General features: G+C 69.2%; 20 protein-coding genes and 1 tRNA gene. 9 read left to right on the top strand and 12 right to left on the bottom strand.

Going from position 1 to position 19,047, the window contains the following annotated elements; genetic code table 11:
- The first annotated feature begins 47 nt into the window (after positions 1 to 47).
- Together AB0I43_RS14940 and AB0I43_RS14935 are read left to right on the top strand one after the other, a co-directional pair.
- Positions 48 to 1,406, top strand: a complete 1,359-nt coding sequence (locus AB0I43_RS14940; protein WP_356973315.1) for a serine hydrolase domain-containing protein — start codon at positions 48 to 50, stop codon at positions 1,404 to 1,406.
- Between the two features lie 88 nt (positions 1,407 to 1,494).
- On the top strand, positions 1,495 to 2,106 hold the full coding sequence (locus tag AB0I43_RS14935; protein ID WP_356973314.1) for a dihydrofolate reductase family protein: 612 nt from the start codon (positions 1,495 to 1,497) through the stop codon (positions 2,104 to 2,106).
- Between the two features lie 7 nt (positions 2,107 to 2,113).
- Here the strand turns inward: AB0I43_RS14935 and AB0I43_RS14930 are convergent, their stop codons facing one another.
- Positions 2,114 to 2,338: a hypothetical protein gene (locus tag AB0I43_RS14930; RefSeq protein ID WP_356973313.1), complete on the bottom strand. Its 225-nt coding sequence runs from the start codon at positions 2,336 to 2,338 to the stop codon at positions 2,114 to 2,116.
- Positions 2,339 to 2,447: 109 nt separating this feature from the next.
- Positions 2,448 to 2,852: a hypothetical protein gene (locus AB0I43_RS14925; RefSeq protein WP_356973312.1), complete on the bottom strand. Its 405-nt coding sequence runs from the start codon at positions 2,850 to 2,852 to the stop codon at positions 2,448 to 2,450.
- A gap of 89 nt (positions 2,853 to 2,941) precedes the next feature.
- Here AB0I43_RS14925 and msrA point away from each other — a divergent pair, with 89 nt between their 5' ends.
- Genes msrA through AB0I43_RS14910 form a run of 3 tightly spaced genes read left to right on the top strand, consistent with a single transcriptional unit; the run spans position 2,942 to position 6,854 of the window.
- A complete protein-coding gene (gene msrA, locus AB0I43_RS14920; protein ID WP_356973311.1) occupies positions 2,942 to 3,454 on the top strand; it encodes a peptide-methionine (S)-S-oxide reductase MsrA in 513 nt (170 codons plus the stop codon).
- Positions 3,455 to 3,507: 53 nt separating this feature from the next.
- Positions 3,508 to 4,581 carry an esterase-like activity of phytase family protein gene (locus AB0I43_RS14915; RefSeq protein ID WP_356973310.1) on the top strand — a complete coding sequence of 358 codons (1,074 nt, stop codon included), beginning with the start codon at positions 3,508 to 3,510 and terminating at the stop codon, positions 4,579 to 4,581.
- A gap of 23 nt (positions 4,582 to 4,604) precedes the next feature.
- Positions 4,605 to 6,854: a M28 family peptidase gene (locus AB0I43_RS14910; protein ID WP_357432172.1), complete on the top strand. Its 2,250-nt coding sequence runs from the start codon at positions 4,605 to 4,607 to the stop codon at positions 6,852 to 6,854.
- Here the strand turns inward: AB0I43_RS14910 and AB0I43_RS14905 are convergent, their stop codons facing one another.
- Together AB0I43_RS14905 and AB0I43_RS14900 are read right to left on the bottom strand one after the other, a co-directional pair.
- Positions 6,855 to 8,621, bottom strand: a complete 1,767-nt coding sequence (locus tag AB0I43_RS14905) for an oleate hydratase (RefSeq protein ID WP_356973308.1) — start codon at positions 8,619 to 8,621, stop codon at positions 6,855 to 6,857.
- Positions 8,622 to 8,708: 87 nt separating this feature from the next.
- Positions 8,709 to 9,374, bottom strand: coding sequence for a DNA alkylation repair protein (locus tag AB0I43_RS14900; protein ID WP_356973307.1), 666 nt, complete (start codon positions 9,372 to 9,374; stop codon positions 8,709 to 8,711).
- A gap of 164 nt (positions 9,375 to 9,538) precedes the next feature.
- Here AB0I43_RS14900 and AB0I43_RS14895 point away from each other — a divergent pair, with 164 nt between their 5' ends.
- Positions 9,539 to 10,315 (top strand): acyl-ACP thioesterase domain-containing protein, encoded by a 777-nt coding sequence (locus AB0I43_RS14895; protein WP_356973306.1) that lies wholly within the window; start codon positions 9,539 to 9,541, stop codon positions 10,313 to 10,315.
- Here AB0I43_RS14895 and AB0I43_RS14890 read toward each other — a convergent pair.
- Positions 10,312 to 10,956: a hypothetical protein gene (locus AB0I43_RS14890; protein WP_356973305.1), complete on the bottom strand. Its 645-nt coding sequence runs from the start codon at positions 10,954 to 10,956 to the stop codon at positions 10,312 to 10,314. The two genes, AB0I43_RS14895 and AB0I43_RS14890, sit on opposite strands and share 4 nt — an antisense overlap.
- Before the next feature lie 93 nt (positions 10,957 to 11,049).
- Between AB0I43_RS14890 and AB0I43_RS14885 the strand changes: the two genes are divergently transcribed.
- Positions 11,050 to 11,664: a helix-turn-helix domain-containing protein gene (locus AB0I43_RS14885; protein WP_356973304.1), complete on the top strand. Its 615-nt coding sequence runs from the start codon at positions 11,050 to 11,052 to the stop codon at positions 11,662 to 11,664.
- 4 nt (positions 11,665 to 11,668) lie between these two features.
- Here the strand turns inward: AB0I43_RS14885 and AB0I43_RS14880 are convergent, their stop codons facing one another.
- From AB0I43_RS14880 to AB0I43_RS14870, 3 genes are all read right to left on the bottom strand, one after another.
- Positions 11,669 to 12,406, bottom strand: coding sequence for an alpha/beta fold hydrolase (locus tag AB0I43_RS14880; RefSeq protein WP_357432170.1), 738 nt, complete (start codon positions 12,404 to 12,406; stop codon positions 11,669 to 11,671).
- A gap of 95 nt (positions 12,407 to 12,501) precedes the next feature.
- Positions 12,502 to 13,506: an SDR family oxidoreductase gene (locus AB0I43_RS14875; protein ID WP_356973302.1), complete on the bottom strand. Its 1,005-nt coding sequence runs from the start codon at positions 13,504 to 13,506 to the stop codon at positions 12,502 to 12,504.
- A 74-nt stretch (positions 13,507 to 13,580) separates the two neighbouring features.
- The gene (locus AB0I43_RS14870; RefSeq protein WP_356973301.1) at positions 13,581 to 14,135 is read right to left on the bottom strand and encodes a TetR/AcrR family transcriptional regulator; all 555 of its coding nucleotides are present in this window, start codon (positions 14,133 to 14,135) and stop codon (positions 13,581 to 13,583) included.
- 358 nt (positions 14,136 to 14,493) lie between these two features.
- Here AB0I43_RS14870 and AB0I43_RS14865 point away from each other — a divergent pair, with 358 nt between their 5' ends.
- A complete protein-coding gene (locus tag AB0I43_RS14865) occupies positions 14,494 to 14,664 on the top strand; it encodes a hypothetical protein (protein WP_356973300.1) in 171 nt (56 codons plus the stop codon).
- A complete protein-coding gene (locus AB0I43_RS14860; RefSeq protein WP_356973299.1) occupies positions 14,636 to 14,863 on the top strand; it encodes a hypothetical protein in 228 nt (75 codons plus the stop codon). Before AB0I43_RS14865 ends, AB0I43_RS14860 begins: the two co-directional genes overlap by 29 nt.
- Before the next feature lie 689 nt (positions 14,864 to 15,552).
- Here AB0I43_RS14860 and AB0I43_RS14855 read toward each other — a convergent pair.
- The 4 genes from AB0I43_RS14855 to glp form a co-directional block, all read right to left on the bottom strand.
- A tRNA-Ala gene (locus tag AB0I43_RS14855) sits at positions 15,553 to 15,625 on the bottom strand.
- Between the two features lie 85 nt (positions 15,626 to 15,710).
- Positions 15,711 to 16,787 (bottom strand): gephyrin-like molybdotransferase receptor GlpR, encoded by a 1,077-nt coding sequence (gene glpR / locus AB0I43_RS14850; protein WP_356973298.1) that lies wholly within the window; start codon positions 16,785 to 16,787, stop codon positions 15,711 to 15,713.
- Between the two features lie 212 nt (positions 16,788 to 16,999).
- Positions 17,000 to 17,650, bottom strand: a complete 651-nt coding sequence (locus AB0I43_RS14845; RefSeq protein ID WP_356973297.1) for a GNAT family protein — start codon at positions 17,648 to 17,650, stop codon at positions 17,000 to 17,002.
- 103 nt (positions 17,651 to 17,753) lie between these two features.
- On the bottom strand, positions 17,754 to 19,013 hold the full coding sequence (gene glp / locus AB0I43_RS14840; RefSeq protein ID WP_356973296.1) for a gephyrin-like molybdotransferase Glp: 1,260 nt from the start codon (positions 19,011 to 19,013) through the stop codon (positions 17,754 to 17,756).
- Between the last annotated feature and the right edge of the window lie 34 nt (positions 19,014 to 19,047).

Here is a 19,047-nt window from a genome sequence, read left to right as displayed (position 1 = left end):
GTGTGTTCATCGGGCAACCCGCCCGGTGCACAACGAGAGGAAAAGCCATGTCGGACACCGCATTGCAGGAGATCGCCACCGCCACCGCCACCGAGTTCGGCATCCCCGGCCTCGCGATCGGGGTGTGGGCCGGCGGCCGGGAGCGCTTCGCCTGCCACGGCGTCACCAGCGTCGAGAACCCGCTGCCGGTCACCACGGACACCCTGTTCCAGCTGGGTTCGGTGACCAAGCCGCTGACCGCGACCGTCATCATGCGCCTGGTCGCCGACGGCCTGCTGCGACTGGACGCCCCGGTGCGCGACTACCTGCCCGAATTCGTGCTCTCCGACGAGGCCGCCGCCGCGCGAATCACCGTGGCGCAGTTGCTCAACCACACCTCCGGGATGGACTGGAGCATTATCAACGACACCGGCGAGGGCCCGGACGCGCTGGCCGCGTTCGTGGCGACGCTGGCCGAACTGCCGATGATCGCCGCGCCCGGCGAACGCGCCTCCTACAGCCAGGCCGGGTACAACGTGCTGGGCCGGATCATCGAGAAGGTCACCGGCCAGAGCTACGAGCAGGCCGTCGCCTCGATCGTGCTGGAACCGCTGGGCCTGCGCGACACCGTGTTCACCGAACGCGAGGCGATGACCCGCCGCTTCGCGGTCGGGCACGACATCGGCGCGGACGGCGCGCTGAGCGTCGCGCGGCCCTGGAAGCCGACCCGCGCCAACAACGCCGGCGGCGGCGTCGCCTCCAGCGTGGCCGACCAGTTGCGCTGGGCCCGTTATCATCTCGGCGACGGCGCGCCGATCCTGCCGGCCGGCGTGCTGGACCGGATGCGGCAGCCGACGGCGCCGCTGCGCGGCAGCTCGCTGGGCGACGCCTTCGGCATCTGCTGGTTCCTACGCGAGATCGACGGAGTGGCCACCCTCGGGCACGGCGGTTCCAGCATCGGCCAGTTCAGCGAACTGCTGCTCGTGCCCGAGCGCGACTTCGCCCTGATCGTGGTGGCCAACGCGGGACCGGACGGCATTCCGGCGAACCAGGCCGTGGTGCGCTGGGCCCTGGAGCACTACCTCGGCCTGCTCGACCGCGACCCCGAGCCGATGGCCTTCGATGCCACCCGCGCCGCCGAGGTGATCGGCCACTACGAAAGTGACGCCATGACCTTCGACATCACCGCCGACGCCGCCACGCTGACCCTGGAGGTGCTGATCAAACCGGAGATCCGCGCCACCTCCGCCGAGGAACTGCCCGCCGATCACGCCCCCTTCGACTTCGGCCTGCTGCCCGGCCCGGGCGACGAGTACATCATCACCAGCGGCGCGTTCACCGGTCAGCGCGGCTTCTTCAGCCGTGACGAACAGGGCGCGGTGGTGGGCGTCGATCTGGCGGGCCGCCTGTTCAGCCGAGTGCGCTGAGCGGCGATGAGTTCGGCGGCGTCGCGCCGTCTGCACCGACGACACCACCGCGACGATGCGCGGCGGACCGACGACATCAGGAGAAGTCATGAGGAAGATCACCGCGGGCCTGTTCATCTCGGTCGACGGCGTCATCGCCGACCCGCAGGACTGGCACTTCCCGTACTTCGACGAGGAGATGGGCGAGGCGGTCGGCGCCCAGCTCGGCGCGGCCGACACCGTGCTGCTGGGCCGGGTCACCTACGACAGCTTCGCCGGCGCCTGGCCGGAGCGCGAGGCCGCCAGCGAGGAAGACGCCGCCATGGCCAAGGCGCTGGGCGACGCCCGCAAGATCGTGGTCTCGCGGCAGCGACTCGAGTTCACCTGGCGTAATTCCGAGCAGTTGCACGGCGATCTGCTCGAGGCGGTGGCGGCGCTCAAGCAGGAGCCGGGCGGCACCGATATCGCGATGAGCGGCTCGCCCTCGATCGTGCGGCAGTTGCTCGCCGCGGGTCTGATCGACGAGCTGCATCTGCTGGTGCACCCGATCGCGGTGCGCACCGGCGAGCGCCTGTTCGACGCGGGCGAGCCGATTCCGCTGACCCTGCTCTCGGCCCGGGCTTTCCGGACCGGGGTCATCCACACCGTCTACGGTCCGGGGCAGACCGAAACCGGCGGCTACGACGAGGCCAAGGTGCATCTGCCGCAGGCCGGGAGCTGAGCGCGGTTCAGACGGCGCCGCGCTCGCGCACCTCGGGGTACCGCGCGCGCAACTGCTCCAGGCAGCGCCGCACCTCCCGCAGTTCCCGTTGCAGCAGCTGGGATTCGGTGCTGGAGCGGGGCTGCCCCCGCTTGGTGAGCCGGGCCTCGACCGCGGCGCTCAGCACCGCGGCCTCCGCGCTGAGCAAGTCGTAGAACACCTGGGCCTGGGCCACATCCGATTCGTCCCGCACCGCGTCACACCGCCCGCGCCGGTCCGGTCGTTAGCCGGTTGTACACCGTGTTGTTGCCCATGGTTCATCGTTACCGGCCACGGGCGAATCGTCAATCGTGCGCGATGGTTCAGCTCGCGGCGACGGTCTCGTGCACAGAACGCCAGGACAGGGCGTTGCGGGCCGCCGGATCCGGCAGCAGCAGCGCCGTGGTCCAGCGGGCGGCGGGCCCCGCCGGGGTGTGATGCACCTCCCGGAACCGCGCCACGACGGACTCGGCGGTGTCGGCCAGGACCTCGACATCGGTGATATCGATCATCAGGCCCGGCAGGGAGTGGCCCGCGCCGCTCAGCCCGACCAGCAGCCCCGACCTGGGCACCAGCACCCCGTCGACGGTCACCATCGAGAAATCCGGGTGCAGCTGTGCGACGAAGCGCTCCAGCGCGCCGACCGCGTCCGCGGTGCCCAGCCACCGGGCCAGGTCTTCGTGCTGGTCGTGTATCTCACCGACGACGGTCTCGTATCCGATGCTCACCAGGGCAAGCTACCGGACCGGCCCGGAACTAACCGGGTACCGGCGCTGTTGTAAGTGGAGTACCGGACTCACTTCACCGAGGAGGAAGCGTGACCGACACGCGCAAAGCGATCCTGGCCGGCGGCTGCTTCTGGGGCATGCAGGACCTGATCCGCAAGCAGCCCGGAGTGCTCTCGACCCGGGTCGGCTACACCGGCGGCAGCAACGACAACCCCACCTACCGCAACCATCCGGGCCACGCGGAGGCCGTGGAGATCGTCTACGACCCCGCGGTCACCGACTACCGGGCCCTGCTGGAGTTCCTGTTCCAGATCCACGACCCGACCACCAAGGACCGCCAGGGCAACGACATCGGCAGCAGCTACCGGTCGGCCATCTTCTACCTCGACGACGAGCAGAAGCGGGTCGCGCTGGAGACCATCGTCGACGTCGAGGACTCGGGCCTGTGGCCCGGCAAGGTCGTCACCGAGGTGACCCCGGCGAGCGCGTTCTGGGAGGCCGAGCCCGAGCATCAGGACTATCTGGAGCGCTACCCCGACGGCTACACCTGCCATTACCCGCGCCCGGGGTGGAAGCTGCCGAAGCGGCAGAACGCCCAGTAGCGGTTTCCCCGGCGTTCACGCGCCGGTCCGATTGCCCGGTTAGTTTGGCGCGCATGCGAAGTCATGGGCCCCTGCTGTTGCTCCTCGCGTGCGCGCTGACCGCGGCCGCCGCGCCCGCCGGCGCGGCGCCGGACGCACCGGTCCGGCTGCTCGGCGAACGGATCGTCCCGTTCGGCTACGAGTTCCAGGGCACAACCGTCGGCGGGCTCTCCGGCCTCGACGCCCTGGCTACACCCGGCGAATACGTCCTGATCAGCGACGACCGTTCGGCGATGCAGCCCGCGCGGTTCTACACCGCGCGGATCGCGGTGGGCGACAACGGCATCGGCCCGATCGAGTTCACCGGCACCCGGCCGCTGCGCGGCGCGGACGGCGCGACCTACCCGCTGAACACCGTCGACCCCGAGGACATCCGGGTCGATCCCTGGACCGGCGACTACTTCTGGACCCAGGAGGGCGAGCGCGCCCCGGCCGCGCTGCTGGACCCGTCGGTCCGGGTCGCGGGCCGCGACGGCGCGTTCCGCGCGGAGCTGCCGATCCCCGCCAACGAGCGGATGCGGCCGGAGACGGGCCCGCAGCGCAACGGCGCCCTGGAGGCCGCGACCTTCGCCGCGGGCGGGACGCTGTTCGTCACCGCGCTGGAGGCGCCGCTGCTGCCGGACGGCCCGATGCCCACCGCGACCACCGGCGCGCCGACCCGGATCACCGTGCAGGCCCGCAGCGGCCAGCTGCTCGCCCAGTACGCGTATCCGCTCGACCCGGTCTTCACCACGGGAACCGGCAGCAACGGCATCACCGCCATTCTCGCCGCGGACCCGCTGGACCCGGCGAAATACCTGGTCGTCGAGCGCAGTTTCGTCGAGGGCGCGGGCAACCGGATCCGGATCTACGAGGCCGACCTCGGCGCGGCCACCAATGTCCTGGACGCCCCGCTGGGCGACGCCCGCCCGGTCGCCAAGCGGCTGCTCGCCGACCTGAACGACTTCGGCCTCAGCACCGTGGACAATATCGAGGGCATCACCTGGGGCCCGCGCCTGCCGTCCGGCGAACGCACCCTGCTGCTGGTCAGCGACGACAACTTCAGCGATCGGCAGAGCACCCAGTTCGTCGCGCTCGCCCTGCGCTGAGCCGCGGCGGATACGCTGGGAGAATGCGGATCGGACAACGGCTTTCCGGTTTCCTGGCGTTCGCGGTGCTGGTGCTGGTGGCCGTCGCCACCGCCTGGGAGCAGCAACCGCACGGCCATCGCGACGAGTCCGCGCCAGCCGAGGTGTTCAGCGCCGGGCGGGCCCTGCGCGTCGTGGAATCCATCGCTCGGCAGCCGCATCCGGTCGGCACCGCCGAACATGCCCGCGTGCGTGACGATCTCGTGCGGCGGCTGCGAGACCTGGGGCTGCAGACCGAGATCCAGTCCGGTGTCGGCCGCTATCCCGGCGCGCTCGTGCGCGATGTGGTCGGCATGGCACGGGTCGACAACATCGTCGCCCGGCTACCCGGCACGAATTCGACCGGGACGATCTACCTTTCGGCGCACTACGATTCCGTCCCCTCCGGTCCGGGCGCGAACGACGACGGCGTCGGCGTCGCCGCGGTGCTCGAAACCGTGCGGGCCCTGCGCGCGAGCGGCGCGCTCCGCAACGACGTGGTGGCGCTGCTGACCGACGCCGAGGAACCCGGCCTGCTCGGCGCGGAGGCCTTCGCCGCCGCGCACCCGGACCTGCGCGGCAGCGTCATCCTCAACCACGAGGCGCGCGGCGCGGGCGGCCCCGTCCTGATGTGGCGCTCCACCCGGCCCGACGGCGGGCTGATCCGCGCGCTCACCGTCGTCCCGGATCCGAACTCCGACTCACTGTCCACGGCCCTGATCGACACCCAGACCTCCAGCAATACCGATTTCGCCGCCTTCGAGCAATCCGGGCCGCAGGTCATGGATTTCGCCTACGCGGGCCGGAGCGCCTACTACCACAACCGGCTGGACGACCCGGCCCATGTCAGCCTGGCCACACTGCAGCAGATGGGCGACAACAGCGTCGCCCTGACCCGCGAACTGGCCGGACGCGATCTGACCGCCCCGATCGCGGACGACGACCCCGCCTATTTCCCCTTACCTTTCGGCACCTTGGTGGTCCTGCCGATCTGGGTGATCGTCGCGTGCGCGGTACTCAGCGTCTTGGCGGCCGGCTGGGTCCTGTGGCGCGTCCGCCGGACCGGTGCGACCAGCCTGAAGCGGGTATTCGGTTCCGCCGCACTGCTGTTCGCCGCGGTACCGGGCGCGATGGCCGCGGTCTACGGGCTCTGGGAACTCGTGCTGGTCCTGCGGCCGGAGTACCAGCCGCTGTTCGTCGATCCGTACCGGCCGGAGTTCTACTACGCGGCCGTGCTCACGCTCTGCGTCACGGTCCTGGCCGTCTGGTTCGCGCTGTCGCGCCGCTGGTTCGGCGGCGCCGCGACCGCCGCCGGCGCGCTGTGCTGCCTGAGCGTGCTCGGCATACTGTTCGCGGTGCTCGCGCCCGCCGCCGCGCAGGTGATGGTGATCCCCACCGTCGCTGCCGCCCTGGGTGTTTCGGCGGGGTTCGCGGTGCCGGACCGCTGGCGATTGCCCGCGCTCACGCTGTCGCTGGTCCCCGCGGCCGTCTTCCTCGGCAGCAACGTCTGGGCGGCGCTGCAAGTCGGTGTCGCCACGGCCCCGTTCCTGGTCGTTCCCATCACGGTGCTGCTCGGCGCCCTGCTCACCCTCGTGCTCGCCCACGTGTGGCCGTCCCGGCGCGGCTGGCTGGTCCCCGGGACCGCCCTCGCGCTCACCGCCGCGCTCACCGTGGCCGGACTGACGGTGGACCGCTTCGACGCCGAGCACCCGCTGCCCGCGCAACTCATCTACGCGCTCGACGCGGATCGCGCCCAGGCGCAATGGATCTCGCGGACGCCGCCCGACCGGTGGACCGAGAACTTCGTGCGGCCCACCGCACCCGGCGCGCCCTACGCCGCCCTCTGGCCGGACGCCGTCGCCAGCGGCACGGCCCCGGCACAGGCGATTCCGGCTCCGACGGCCGAAATCCTCTCCGACACCACCGAATCCGGAATCCGCACGATCCGCCTGCGGCTGCGTTCCCCGCGCGGCGCGCCAGGCATCGCTCTGCGCTACCCGGCCGCGCCGAAGACCCTGCGGGTGGCGGGGCGCGAACTCACCCCGGTGCCGGACCTGGGCGTCATGTTCCACGCGCCGCCACCCGAGGGCCTGGAGGTGGAGCTGACCACGGCGCCCGGACCGCTCGAGCTGACCGTGGCCGACTACACCTTCCTCGCCGATTCCGGCATCGAGTCCTACCGCGGCCAGCCCGCCGACATCTACCTGCGCCAGGACAGCACCGGTGCGGTGTTCGCCCGGGTGCCGGGGCTGTGATCAGTCGTCGGCGATCAGATCGAATTCCTTCATCAGCTCGCCGATCTCGGTCGCGTCGAGCTTGGCGACCAGCTTCTTGCGCACCAGCTTCGGCACCGGCAGCCGCAATTCCTTGCCGTCGCGCAGCCGGCTCGTCGCCGCCAGCAGCTTGCGGACGTCATAGGTGGAGTTGAAGACCTCGGGCACGCCGCGCTCGACGCCGAGCAGTTGATACGCCGCCTCCATGCCCGTGCGCACCGAGTACTCGGTGGTGAAGATGCAGTCGCGGGTGGTCTCGGCGAACTGGCCGATGAAGGCGAAATTCGTTGCGCCTTCGGGCACCACATTCGGGCGGTCACCGGCTTGACGCGGCATGAAGAACGCCGTCACGTAGGGCATCATGCACGGCACCGTCTTCGCGCCCGTCGCGGCGAGCTCGGCGATATCGGCCTCGGGGACGCCCAGGTGATACAGCCACTCCTGGGTGATCTCCTCGCCCGTGCACTCCTGCATCGGCTTCTTCACGTAGTCGCCCGGCTTGTCGACGAACAGCGAGTACACCCACACCACGATCTGATCTTTGGGCTGCTGCTTGAAGTGCGGCTGCCGATTGACCGTCCAGCTCATCAGCCACGCCGAATCCCGCACCGTGACAATGCCGCCCGTGACGACCTTGCCGCTGAACGGGTCGCGCTTACAGATCTTCTGGATGTAGCGCGGGATGCGCTCGTCGACGGTGGTGACGGTGGCCGACTCCCACTTGGTCTTCGAGATGTCGCCCGCGAACACCTCCGGGCGGCCGAAGGCCCTGTCCTTGGCCGAGATCCGCCGCCACAGGTCCCACGCCGGCGCGGGGCCCTCGTTCAGCCGCGCCGGCGTGTGATGGTCGCCCTCGTCGGAGTTCTCGGTGAGCGAGCCGATGGTCATGAACAGCAGATCGTCCGGGCTCAGATCGACGCCGCCGGTCTCGCCCTCGGAGACCCAGTGCAGGCGGGTGGCCTGCTTGCGGTCGGCGGTCAGGTCGAAGTCGACATCGGTCACCGTGGTGTCGAAACGGAACGTCACGCCCTGGTCGAGCAGCCAGCGGTAGAGCGGCAGGACCAGGGACTCGTACTGGTTGTACTTGGTGAACTTGAGCGCCGAGAAGTCGGGCAGGCCGCCGATGTGGTGGATGAAGCGGTGCAGATACAGCTTCATCTCCAGGGCGCTGTGCCACTCCTCGAAGGCGAACATGGTGCGCCAGTACATCCAGAAGTTGCTCTCCAGGAAGTTCTTCGAGAACACCTCGTCGATCCGCTTGTTCTCCATCTCCTCGCGGGTGGCGAGGAAGACCTTGACGATGTCCTTCTGCGCGTGGTCGTCGAGGGCGAACAGGCCGTCGGTGTGCGCGTCCTCGCCGCGTTTCACGGTGGCGCGCTGCAGCGAGAAGTTCGGGTCGTCCTTGTTCAGCCAGTAGAACTCGTCGAGCACGCTGGCGTCGTCGACCTCCATCGACGGAATCGAGCGGAACAGATCCCACAGGCACTCGAAGTGGTTTTCCATCTCGCGGCCGCCGCGGATCACGAACCCCTTCTTCGGCTCCTTGATGCCGTCGAGGGCGCCGCCGGGCAGCTTCAGCTCCTCGAAGATCGTGATCTTGTCACCGGCCATCCGCCCGTCCCGGATGAGGAACGCCGCACCGGACATCGAAGCCAGCCCCGCCCCGACGAACCAGGCCCGCTTGTCCTCGACGCCGTCGGGTTTGCGCGGTCTGGCGAAGGCCTCGTAGTTCCCGCTGCTGTAGTACATAGGACTCCTCTTCCGAAACAGTCGAAGTACGCAGAGATCCCTCCACCTTGCTACAGAAGCAGCGATTAGCCAAGAAATAGCTATCGGTCAGGTCTGGCGGCGCACCATCTCGGCGATCCAGACGGGCGCGAACGGCGAGGTGCAGTTCGGCGGCGTCGGGTAGTCCTTCAGCACCTCCAGCCGCTCACCGATGTCGACGGCCCGGGCGCGATACTCCGGGTGCTCGATCCCGATCTGGGCCAGGCAGTGGTTCATCGCCCACTGCAACCGCTCCGGCGCGGCCCGCATGTCCGCCTCGATGGCATCCAGCAGGCCCGGCAGATCCAGGCCCTCGGGCCGCTTGGCCACGCGCTCGGTGGTCAGCGCCCACCCGGCGCTCGCCACCACCGGATCCGGATCGGCGAACCAGGCCCGCCGCAGCTCTTCCGCGTGCGGACCCTTCTTCACCACGTAGTTCACCAGCCAGTCGTGCACCTTGGGCGTGCGCGCCCGCCGCAGCATGCCGTCCAGCTCGTCCCGCTCGAAGGCCTTCGGCCGGCAGATCAGCAACGCCAGCAGTTTCGCCGCCGTGTCGTCGGTCGCCCACAGCTCGCGCGCGAGTTCCTGCTGGGTCTTCAACCGCTTCGCGACCGCCCGCAGCGCGGTGAGGTTCACCTCGTGATCGTCACCGTGCTTGGCGTTGACCGCCCCGATCTTCGGATCCCGCAGCGCGTCCAGCTCGGCCAGCACCTCGGCCACCGTCGTCTCGGGCATCGTGGCCTCCTGTCCGTGGTATCCGGACCAGCCTACGGACGCCCCGCGCCCACCACGAATTGCTGCATGATTGCTTCGACCCACCCTGCCGGCCGCCCCGTGTCGGGCAGGCCAGGTTGCCGTCCGGTCGGTACGCTCGCGCCTGACCGTCGGAAGGAGCGTTCATGAATATCGCCGGCACCGTGGACCGGTTGGCAGACATCGCGTTTCCGCTGCCTGCCTGCGGCGACGAGAGCCGCGCCTTCCACGAGCAGTGGCCGGTGCGGCTCGGCGACACCGACGGCGCGCAGCGGCTGCGGCTGGACGCCATCGCGCGCTACCTCCAGGACATCGGCTACGACCATCTCGAGGCCGTCGAGGAGGGTGACCTGCACCCCGGCTGGATCGTGCGCCGCACCGTGATCGACGTGCTGCGCCCGATCGAATTCGGCGATCAGGTGCACCTGCGCCGCTGGCCCGCCGCCCTGTCCAACCGCTGGTGCAACATGCGCATCAAGGTGGACAGCGAGAACGGCGGCCTGGTCGAGACCGAGATGTTCCTCATCCACGTCGACATCGAAGCCGGCCGCCCGGCCCGCATGAGCGACCGCTTCATGGCCCCCATGCTCGCCGCCACCACCGACCACCGGCTGCGCTGGCGAGCCGCCCTCGCCGAACACAGCAACGCCGACGCCACGCGGCAACCCTTCCCGCTCCGGGTCACCGACGTCGACCACTACGGCCACGTCAACAATGCCGTGCACTGGGAGGCGGTCGAGGAGGCCCTCGCCCACCACCCCGACCTGCGGGCCCGGCCGTACCGCGTCATCGTCGAGCACGCCGGACCGGTCATGGGCGGCGACCAAGTCGAGATCCGCTTCTGGCGCACCGGCCCCGCCCTGCACGTGCAACTCGAAGTCGACGGCGGCGCACGCACCTTGGCGCGGGTGACACCGCTCTAGCCTGCGTACCACCAGGATTCGATCGGGTCGTCGTCGTAGTACTCCGGCGGCGGCCGCAGCCCGTCCGGCAGGTCGTAAACGGCCGCACCGGTGCGATGGGCGATGTCGTGAATCTCCCGGACCGCCGGAGTCTCCCGCGGTTCCTCGACCCAGACATCCGCCAGCACCTGGTAGCCGAGCGCGTGCCACATCGCGATCAGCTCGACGTCCCGCACCTTTTCCGCGGCGCGCACCACCTCGAGCACCACCTGCGCCAGCGGCACCCGCCGCAGCGGCTCGTCACCGACCATGGTGCGCCACAGCGCTGTTCCGGCATCACAGTAGAGGTGCGGCGGGTCGACATACCCCTGATCCAGCCAGTCCGCGTCGCCCTCGCCCAGGGCCGTGAAATCGGTCAGACCATCGAAAAACGCACGGCGCGAATCATATTCGGGATGCTCGGACACCGCGAAGCGATAGCTGAACCGCCGCGCCAGCAGAATCTCCATCACCCGAAAATGCGTGAACGAGCAGTCGTAGCCGTCCTGGAAGTCGTACAGCACCGCGATCCGGTCGCGCACGCCACCGTCCGGCGCCGGCGCCACGGCATGCAACACCCGGATCGATCCCTCGACCAGATCCTCTATCACGTGCATGGACACGGCGCACTCCTCGATCAACTCCGGCCGAGCGTAGCCGCGCACTCCGACATCCCGCGCCGCACGCTGTCCCGAAGACCACGACATACTGGGCCGATGCCCGGAAACCCCGATGTTCGACGGCGCACGCAGCAGGAGCGGCGCGAGGCGACGATCGCCAAGCTGATCGACGCCACCATCGAGTCGATCGTCGAGGACGGCTACTACCGCACCTCGGTGGCGGCGATCAGCGAGCGCGCGGGCCTGTCCGGCGGCGCGATGTTCCGGCATTTCAGCACCCGCATGGAATTGATGGCCCGGGTCGCCGAGGAGATCAGCGAGCGGGCGCTGACGGCCGCGCACGCCATGGTCGAACCGGTGCGGTCGGCCGCGGACCCCCTGCACGCCGCCACCGAACTGCTGGCCGGACTCACCCGCTCGCCGCTGGTCGCGGCGTGGCACGAACTCATGGTGGCGGCGCGCACCGACGCCGAGCTGCGCGCCCAGATCGCGCCGGCACTGCCGAAGTTCTACGACGCGATCTACCGCATCGCCGACTCGCTCGGCGTCCTGGAACCGCTTCCGGAGCCGATGCGCGAGATCGCCCTGTTCTCGATGGTGCACATGTTCTCCGGGGCCGCCCTCACCGGCAGCGTGCACCCCCGCCCGGACCTGGACGCCCAGCGAATTCCCTTGGCCGCCTGGTACTTCCAGCACACGCCGGACCTGTGACCGGTCAGGCCGGGGTGTCGACCCATGCGCCCGGGCAGCGATCGTGCAGCGCGTCCACGATCGCGGCGATCACCACCGGGTTCTTCGGTTCGTCGGCATGCGGACCACCATCGATGCCGTTCGCCACACAGGACCGGCCCTCCAGCGCGCGACTGTCCCGGGGCGAGTGCAGCGGCCCCGCGTCGTCGGCGATGGCACGCAGCGTGGTGTAGGCGACCTCCCCAGGAGTGTCGTCCCCCTCGTTCAGCGTGGTGAGGAACCGGCTGGCCGGGCACATCTCCCCGCCGCCGTCCAACGGCAGGACGCAGGTCGGCGCATAGCCGTACTGCCCCGTCCCGATCGATACGTAATGCTCCGTGAATTCCTGCCCGCCAAGATATTTGACGAAGTACCGCGCCGAGAGCCCGCCCATACTGTGCCCCACCACATCGATCGCGCGACCACCGTGCTCCCGCGACGCCTGCCGCGCCACCGCTGCGATCGCCTCCGCGTTCGGCACATTCCGCTCCCCCGGCAGATCCACGACATACACCGGATGCCCCTTCGCCTCCAGCGCGTCCCGCAGCGCATCGGCCCAGTCCGCGTCCACCGGCAGCAACCCGTTCGCCGTCCAACCATGCACCAGCAGCACCGGATTCGCCGCAGGCGCGGCCTCCGCCACCACCGGCACACCCAGCACCGCCGCACCCCCCACCGCCACCGCGCCCACACCCCGCGCCACCCTGCTCCGGACTCCGATCATCAGCCGCTCCCTCGATTCTCGCTCCGACCCGGACTCCCGGAACGCTACCCACCCCGGCTGCCCGAAGCGCGGAACGACGCCTGCGCAAAAGGGACTCAGGTCGCTCGCACCTCGGCCGGCCTCGGCAGTTCACGCTGCTCGCTGTGTGCGACAACCCCGTCCGCCCAGGAACGGAGAAGCTCGTCCACCGGCTGGTGAGTAATGCCGAGAGCGCTCGCGACCGCGTCCGCCGCGCTGGTGTCGTACCGATCTCCGGCGATGAAGGCCAGCGATTCGGGGTCAGCCTTGGTCAAGGCGCGCGGCAGCAGACGGAGCACGGGCACCGGAATGCTGAAGCGGGGCGCACGAACACCCAGGTGATCCGCGATCAGCCGCGTCAGATCGGGGAGGTCGGGGGTGGCGGGGTCCAGGAGCGTGTACGCCTGACCCGCGGTGTCCGGCAATCCGGGCACCGCGGCCAGAAACCGTGCCACATAATCGATTCCGACGACCGGAACGAAGGTATCCCGCCGTCCCGGCAGCGCCGGGAGCTTGCCGCGCCACAGCTGCTCGACGATGTCGGCGAGCCCGAAATACTGCCCCGGCCCCAGCACCGACGCCGGGTTGGCGACGGTCAGCGGCACTTCCAGCTCAGCGGCGAGCGCGCGCACCGCCGAATCGGCATCGGCCTTCGACGCCTCATACGCCCCGGACCGATAGTCGCCCTTCGCGCCACCGCTGACGCGATACCCGCTGATGTGAACCAGCCGTCGCAGTTCCGGCTGTGCGCTCGCCCAGCGCACCACCGCCAGCGCCCCGGTGAGATTGACCCGCTGCGCCTGCCCGGCATCCAGACCGAACTTCATCAGGGCCGCGGTGTTGTAGACATCCCGGATACCCGAGAATTCCTCCGCGAGCCCGAGATCCGGCTCGGTGATATCGGCGTCGACGATCCGCAACCGTTCCTGGTCCACCCCTTGCTCGGCGAGCCAGGGGACCAGGCGTTCGCGCCCGCCGGCCCGCACCGCGGCGATCACCGCCCGCCCGTCCCGCAGCAGTTCGGCGACCAACGCGCGTCCGATGAATCCGGCAGCGCCGAAAACGATCGAGTCGGCATGCATCACAACCCTCTTCTTTCAGTAGACCGATTTACATATTTTCTAGATCTGACACGAGCAGCAGCGCTCGCGCACCTTCACACCAGAGTCGCCATCGTGTCCGAAACCCGCCGCAACGGCCCCCGATCCCGATAGGTCCGGCTCAAGATCATCCCGCCCTCGACCAACGCCAGCACCGCCGTAGCCACCCGCTCGGGCTCCGGATGCCCATACCCCGCCAGCCGCCCCCGCAGTAACGCCTCCCACTCCCGATACACCCCCGAACACACCCGCTGCACAGCATCATTCGACGAAGCCGCATCCAAGGCGACCCCCGCCACCGGACACCCCGCCGTCCACCCCGACCCCTCCAGCCGATCCCCGAGCAACTCCACCAACCGCTCCAAATACTCCCGAGCATCCCCACCCTCGGCCCCCTGAATCACCGCCCCGATCTCCACCCCCGCCTCTTCCACAGCCGCCGCCACCAACTGATCCTTCCCGCCGGGAAAATGAAAATACAACGACCCCCGCGGCGCCCCACCAACTTCCAGCACCTGATTCAGCCCGGTCCCGTAATACCCCCGCGACTCGATCAACGACCGCGCCGCCGCCACCAACCGAAACCGCGTCTCCGCACCCTTCTTACCCACGTCTCAAACAATAGACCGATCTTCATATTCCTGCCACCGCAGAGTGCCGACTCGATCGACCTAGCACCGCTGCCCGGGAAGCTGCTGGTGGATTCGCCCTCCGCATTCCCGTGTCGGCAATAAGCGCACAGTAGTAGCGGCAGAACGCGCACAGCCTCTGCGGCAGAACGCGCACTCCCTGTGCACTTGCGCGCGAGCGCACACGACGTTCCCAGTTCTCCACCCGGGCGGGCGGGCACTGTTCGGACTTCCGCGCCGACACGGTCCGATCCCGCCGGGTCCGAGTGCAGTCTGCGCGCATTCCGATCCCGTCATCTTGGCAACCATCCAACGCCGGGCCACTCGTCATGGTCGATCCATGGAAGCCGAAGTGCGAGACATCCTCACTCGCGCCGCCACCGACGACGACACTCCGACAACCAACCCCCTGTCCGGGGCCGCCCTCTTCATCCGGCTCGCCGAACTTCGACAGGGCCTTGATGATAATGTGCCGGAAATCGGTGTACGCCAAAAGAATTCGAAGCAGTGATCACTGCGGCGATGATACGGAAAAGTATCCGATCGTCGCCGCTTGGCCGGTCACCCAGCCGAACGTCTACACCACTTCCGTGACGGTCATAGAGACCCTCAACGGCATCTACGCGCTCGACACGGGCAAGAAGCGCGCCGCACTCGATGTCGCGGCGGATGCAGTGTTCGCCCCCTCCAGGCAGCCGGCCGGGTACTGACATTCGACTACACCGCCGCCTTCTACTACGCGACATTGATGGTCAAGCGCCCCAAACCTACAGCGGGGAGGTCCTCGATCGCGGCTATCGCCCTGGCCCACGACGCGCCCCTGGCAACCCAGAATGTGAAGGACTTCGCGGGCAAGGGTGTGAAGGTGCTCGCCCCGTCCACGGGCACCCAGCACAGATAGACACATCTCGAACGGACACAACTCGACTCCTCGGCGTCGAGACGAATATGGAGAAGTCTGGGATTGGCGACCCAGCAGGGTGAGGCGGGAAGGCGAAGCAGCAGCGGGATAGGCGAGCAAGCAGGGGTCCGGGGGCGAAGCCCGCTGGGTGAGGCTGCGCCCCAAGTGGCGCCAGAACAGGGCAGGTGAAACGGTGGCCGCACAGGCCGGGGGCGCTAGCCGCGCTGTAGGCCGGCGGCAGGCGTAAGCGGATCGTCGCCGGGTAAAACGGCCTCTCCGAATCGTCAGAATCCGTGTCCCACTGCCAGCGACGACGGCGTCTCGCCCATGTTTTGCGCGTCCTGCCGTGGGCACGAAAAGCGACTACGGCGACAGATATATGGCACGCGCAACCGCACGGACCCAACAAACCCTGAACCAAAGCGGGAGTAGGCACGGGGCCAGACACAAATAGCACATCAGGCCCGGTCGGAGACCGGGCCTGATGTGCTATTTCTGTGGAGCTAAGGGGAATCGAACCCCTGACCTTCTCGATGCGAACGAGACGCGCTACCAACTGCGCTATAGCCCCGTGCGATTCCCTGGGGAACCGCGCTGGAACACTGTATCAGGCCGGTACCCGAGATACCGAATCGCGCATCTGAGCTGGGAAGATGTCAGCCGACGGCGCGGCGGTAGTCGCCGGCTCCGTGGCGGTCGCGCAGGGCGCGGGCGGTGGCCGGATCGAAGGTCTCCAGGTGTTCGAACATGGGGTCTTCGTCGTCGGCTTCCAGGAGGGTGGAGCGGCGGCGCAGGGCGCGCGCGGTCTCCCGGTCGATATTGCGCCGGTGCGCACGGGCCTCGGCCTGGCGCGGATCTTCGGCGGGGGTTTCGCCGCGCTGCTGGGCGCGGGTGAGGCGGGCGGCGCGGCGGCGGCGGATGTCTTCTTCGATCCGGACCTGCTTGCGTAGGTAGCCCAGGTAGCCGGCCAGGACCAGGGTGCACAGGCCGGAGAGCCACCAGCAGGCGGGGGTCAGGACGATGCCCAGGGCGCCGGTGGCGATGGCGCCGAGCAGCAGGCCGAGCACGGCGCGCTGGCGGAAGGTGTAGCGGGCGGCGCGGGCGATGGCGTCGGCTTCGGGGTCGAAGCCGCCGCGGCCGCGGCGCGAGGGCACGAAATCGGGATCGGCGTCCTCGGATTCGGCCTCGTCGTAGTCGAAGTCCTCCAGGCGGGCAGGCGGCATGGCGACCGTCTCCGGCTCGCCGCGCTCATCGCCCACGTCGTCATCATCGGCCGAATCGGCGACATCCGCAGCGGTTCCGGCCGTTATGGTCCGCGCGGAGTCGAATTCTTCCGCGTCGTCCTCGAATTCGACGGTCTCGGCCGCGAGGGTTTCCTCGGCCGATTCGACCTCGGTGCGGTCGGATTCTTCGGCCGAGCTCGGGCCGGCCTCGAGTTCTGGTGTGGCACCGGCCAACTCGTCCTCTAGGTCGGTGACTTGCTCGGCCGGGTTCATCCGGTGCTCCGCATCATCGCTGGGGAAGAACTTTCTTTTGGCACGGCTGGGTCTGTGGCGCAGTCTGCTCCGGCGGCTGGCTTTCATACGCCGCTTGGAACCACCTCTGTGCAGCACTCTGGTGGCCAGCGCCGCATCGGTGGTCTGGCGGATGCGCGGGTGGCGGTCGGCGAGGATCGGGAACAGCACGAACACCCACAGCACCACCAACCCGATCCACAGAATCGAATTCGGCATGTCCCGTCTCACCTCCGTCCCGCTCGTTTTCCGTTGGCGCAGGGCGCACCACTGACGTCCGTAGGTTAATTCGGGGACGCATCAACATCCGGCAGGCGCGCCGTGCACATACGCCACACCTGTCACAACATTCCCCATTTTCGCGCGTTTCTCACCGTTATATTGGGATCGCGGGGATATCTTGTGCGGTTACGAGCAGTCCGAGTTCGATGTCAGGGCAGGATGACCCGGCCGTCACGCGCCAGCCGATCGATGACGGTGCCCGCCACTTCCTCGATGGTGAGGCCGACCAGCAGGTGATCCCGCCAGGCCCCGTCGACATCGAGATACTTACGCAGCAGGCCCTCTTCGCGGAACCCGGCGTTGCGCAGCACGGCCTGGCTGGCCAGGTTCTCCGGCCGCACGGTGGCCTCCACGCGGTGCAGGCCGACGGGCCCGAAGCAGTGGTCGAGCCCGAGCCCCAGGGCGGCGGTCGCCACACCCTTCCCGCTCAGATCCTTGGCGACCCAATAGCCGATCCAGGCCGAACGCAGCGCGCCGCGCACGATATTGCCGACCGTCAACTGCCCGCTGAAGGCGCCGTCGACCTCGATCACCAACGGGATCATCGCGCCCCGCCGCGCCTCGGCCTTCAGGCTCGACCACAGCGCCGGCCAATTCGAGGCGTGATTACGCGCCTCCCAGGCGCCCCGTCCGGTCGGCTCCCAGGGTTCGAGATGATCGCGGTCGCGCAACCGAAGCCGGCTCCACGCCGCGGCGTCACGCAGGCGCACCGGCCGCAACGTCACCGCGCCGGCCGCGCAGCGCACCGGGCCCAGGCGCGCGGGCCACCCCGGATGCTGCGTGACCCGGAAAACGTTCATCGACTCCATCAGCTCCCCAGTCGCGCCGCGAGCTCAACGCCCACGGGAGGCAGGACAGCGTAACCACGCCGGGCGTTGCGCGGGGCGTGAATCGGATACCCCATCAGCCACGCTGGGCGAGGAACGCGACCCGGACCTCGTCACCGGTCCGGATTTCGGTGTCGTCCGGGTCGATCATGATCAGGCTGTTGGCCTCGGCCAGGGTGGCCAGCAGATGCGACGAGGAACCCGCCGCGCCACCCAGCGGCTGCACCAGGTAATCGCCGGTCGTCTCGTCCCGCATCAGCTGGGCGCGCAGATAACCCTTGCGACCCGCCATCGAGGAGATGGGCGTGATGGTGCGGGCCCGGATGACCCGCCGCATCGGGTGCCTGCGGCCCAGCGCGATCCGGATCAGCGGCCGCACCATGACCTCGAACACCACTAGCGCGCCAACCGGATTGGACGGTAGTAGGAAGGTCGGGACCTCGTCCCGCCCGAGCCGGCCGAAACCCTGCACGGAACCGGGGTGCATGGCCACCCGCGCGATCTCCAGCTCGCCCAGCCCCTCCAGCGCCTCCCGGACCTGCTCGGAGGCCCAGCCGCCGACCGCGCCCGCGATCACCACCACCTCCGAGCGCACCAGCTGACCCTCGACCACGTCGCGCAGCTGACCCGGATCGGTGCTGATGATGCCGACGCGGTTCACATCGGCCCCCGCGTCGCGCGCGGCGGCGGCCAGCGCGTAGGAGTTCACGTCGTAGACCTGGCCGGGACCGGGCGTGCGATCGATATCGATGAGCTCGCCGCCGACCGAGATGACCGAGAGCCGGGGCCGCGGATGCACCAGCACCTTGTCCTGCCCGACCGCGGCCAGCAGGCCGACCTGCGCGGGCCCGATGATGGTGCCCGCGCGCACCGCGACATCGCCGGGCTGCACGTCGTCGCCGATCCGGCGCACGTAATCGCCGGAGCGCACCGTCTCGTAGACCTTGATCCGGGCCCGGCCGCCGTCGGTGAAATCCAGCGGCAGAACGGCATCCGCCAGCGTCGGCAGCGGCGCGCCAGTATCCACCCGCACGGTCTGGCGCGGCTGCAGGCGGATCGGCTGCCGCGAACCCGCGACCACCTCGCCCACCACCGGCAGCGTGAGATCGACGAGTTCGCCGTCCTCGTTGCGAATGTCGGTGCCCGCGGCGGCGACGTCGACGCTGCGCACCGCGTAGCCGTCGATCGCGGCCTGATCGAAGCCGGGCAGCGGCCGTTCGGTCACCACGTCTTCGGCGCACAGCAGGCCCTGAGCCTCGGAGATCGCGACCCGGACCGGCCGGGGCGCGACCGCCGCCGCGGTCACCTTGATCTGCTGATCCTCAACCGAGCGCATCGAGCCCTTCCCTGATCTGGCGTCGCCGATCCCG

This window comes from Nocardia sp. NPDC050435 (genome assembly GCF_040655395.1).
GTDB lineage: Bacteria > Actinomycetota > Actinomycetes > Mycobacteriales > Mycobacteriaceae > Nocardia.
Note: the sequence above shows the minus strand (reverse complement) of the source record. Positions and strands in the feature narration are given on the sequence as shown.

Coding starts and splice junctions, on each gene's coding strand:
- AB0I43_RS14885 (WP_356973304.1), top strand. CDS start 11,050: ATGCCCGGAAACCCCGATGTTCGACGGCGCACGCAGCAGGAGCGGCGC.
- glpR (WP_356973298.1), bottom strand. CDS start 16,787: ATGCCGAATTCGATTCTGTGGATCGGGTTGGTGGTGCTGTGGGTGTTC.
- AB0I43_RS14900 (WP_356973307.1), bottom strand. CDS start 9,374: ATGCCCGAGACGACGGTGGCCGAGGTGCTGGCCGAGCTGGACGCGCTG.
- AB0I43_RS14910 (WP_357432172.1), top strand. CDS start 4,605: ATGCGGATCGGACAACGGCTTTCCGGTTTCCTGGCGTTCGCGGTGCTG.
- AB0I43_RS14875 (WP_356973302.1), bottom strand. CDS start 13,506: ATGCATGCCGACTCGATCGTTTTCGGCGCTGCCGGATTCATCGGACGC.
- AB0I43_RS14940 (WP_356973315.1), top strand. CDS start 48: ATGTCGGACACCGCATTGCAGGAGATCGCCACCGCCACCGCCACCGAG.
- glp (WP_356973296.1), bottom strand. CDS start 19,013: ATGCGCTCGGTTGAGGATCAGCAGATCAAGGTGACCGCGGCGGCGGTC.
- AB0I43_RS14895 (WP_356973306.1), top strand. CDS start 9,539: ATGAATATCGCCGGCACCGTGGACCGGTTGGCAGACATCGCGTTTCCG.
- AB0I43_RS14865 (WP_356973300.1), top strand. CDS start 14,494: ATGGAAGCCGAAGTGCGAGACATCCTCACTCGCGCCGCCACCGACGAC.
- AB0I43_RS14905 (WP_356973308.1), bottom strand. CDS start 8,621: ATGTACTACAGCAGCGGGAACTACGAGGCCTTCGCCAGACCGCGCAAA.
- AB0I43_RS14880 (WP_357432170.1), bottom strand. CDS start 12,406: ATGATCGGAGTCCGGAGCAGGGTGGCGCGGGGTGTGGGCGCGGTGGCG.
- AB0I43_RS14935 (WP_356973314.1), top strand. CDS start 1,495: ATGAGGAAGATCACCGCGGGCCTGTTCATCTCGGTCGACGGCGTCATC.
- AB0I43_RS14915 (WP_356973310.1), top strand. CDS start 3,508: ATGCGAAGTCATGGGCCCCTGCTGTTGCTCCTCGCGTGCGCGCTGACC.
- AB0I43_RS14845 (WP_356973297.1), bottom strand. CDS start 17,650: ATGAACGTTTTCCGGGTCACGCAGCATCCGGGGTGGCCCGCGCGCCTG.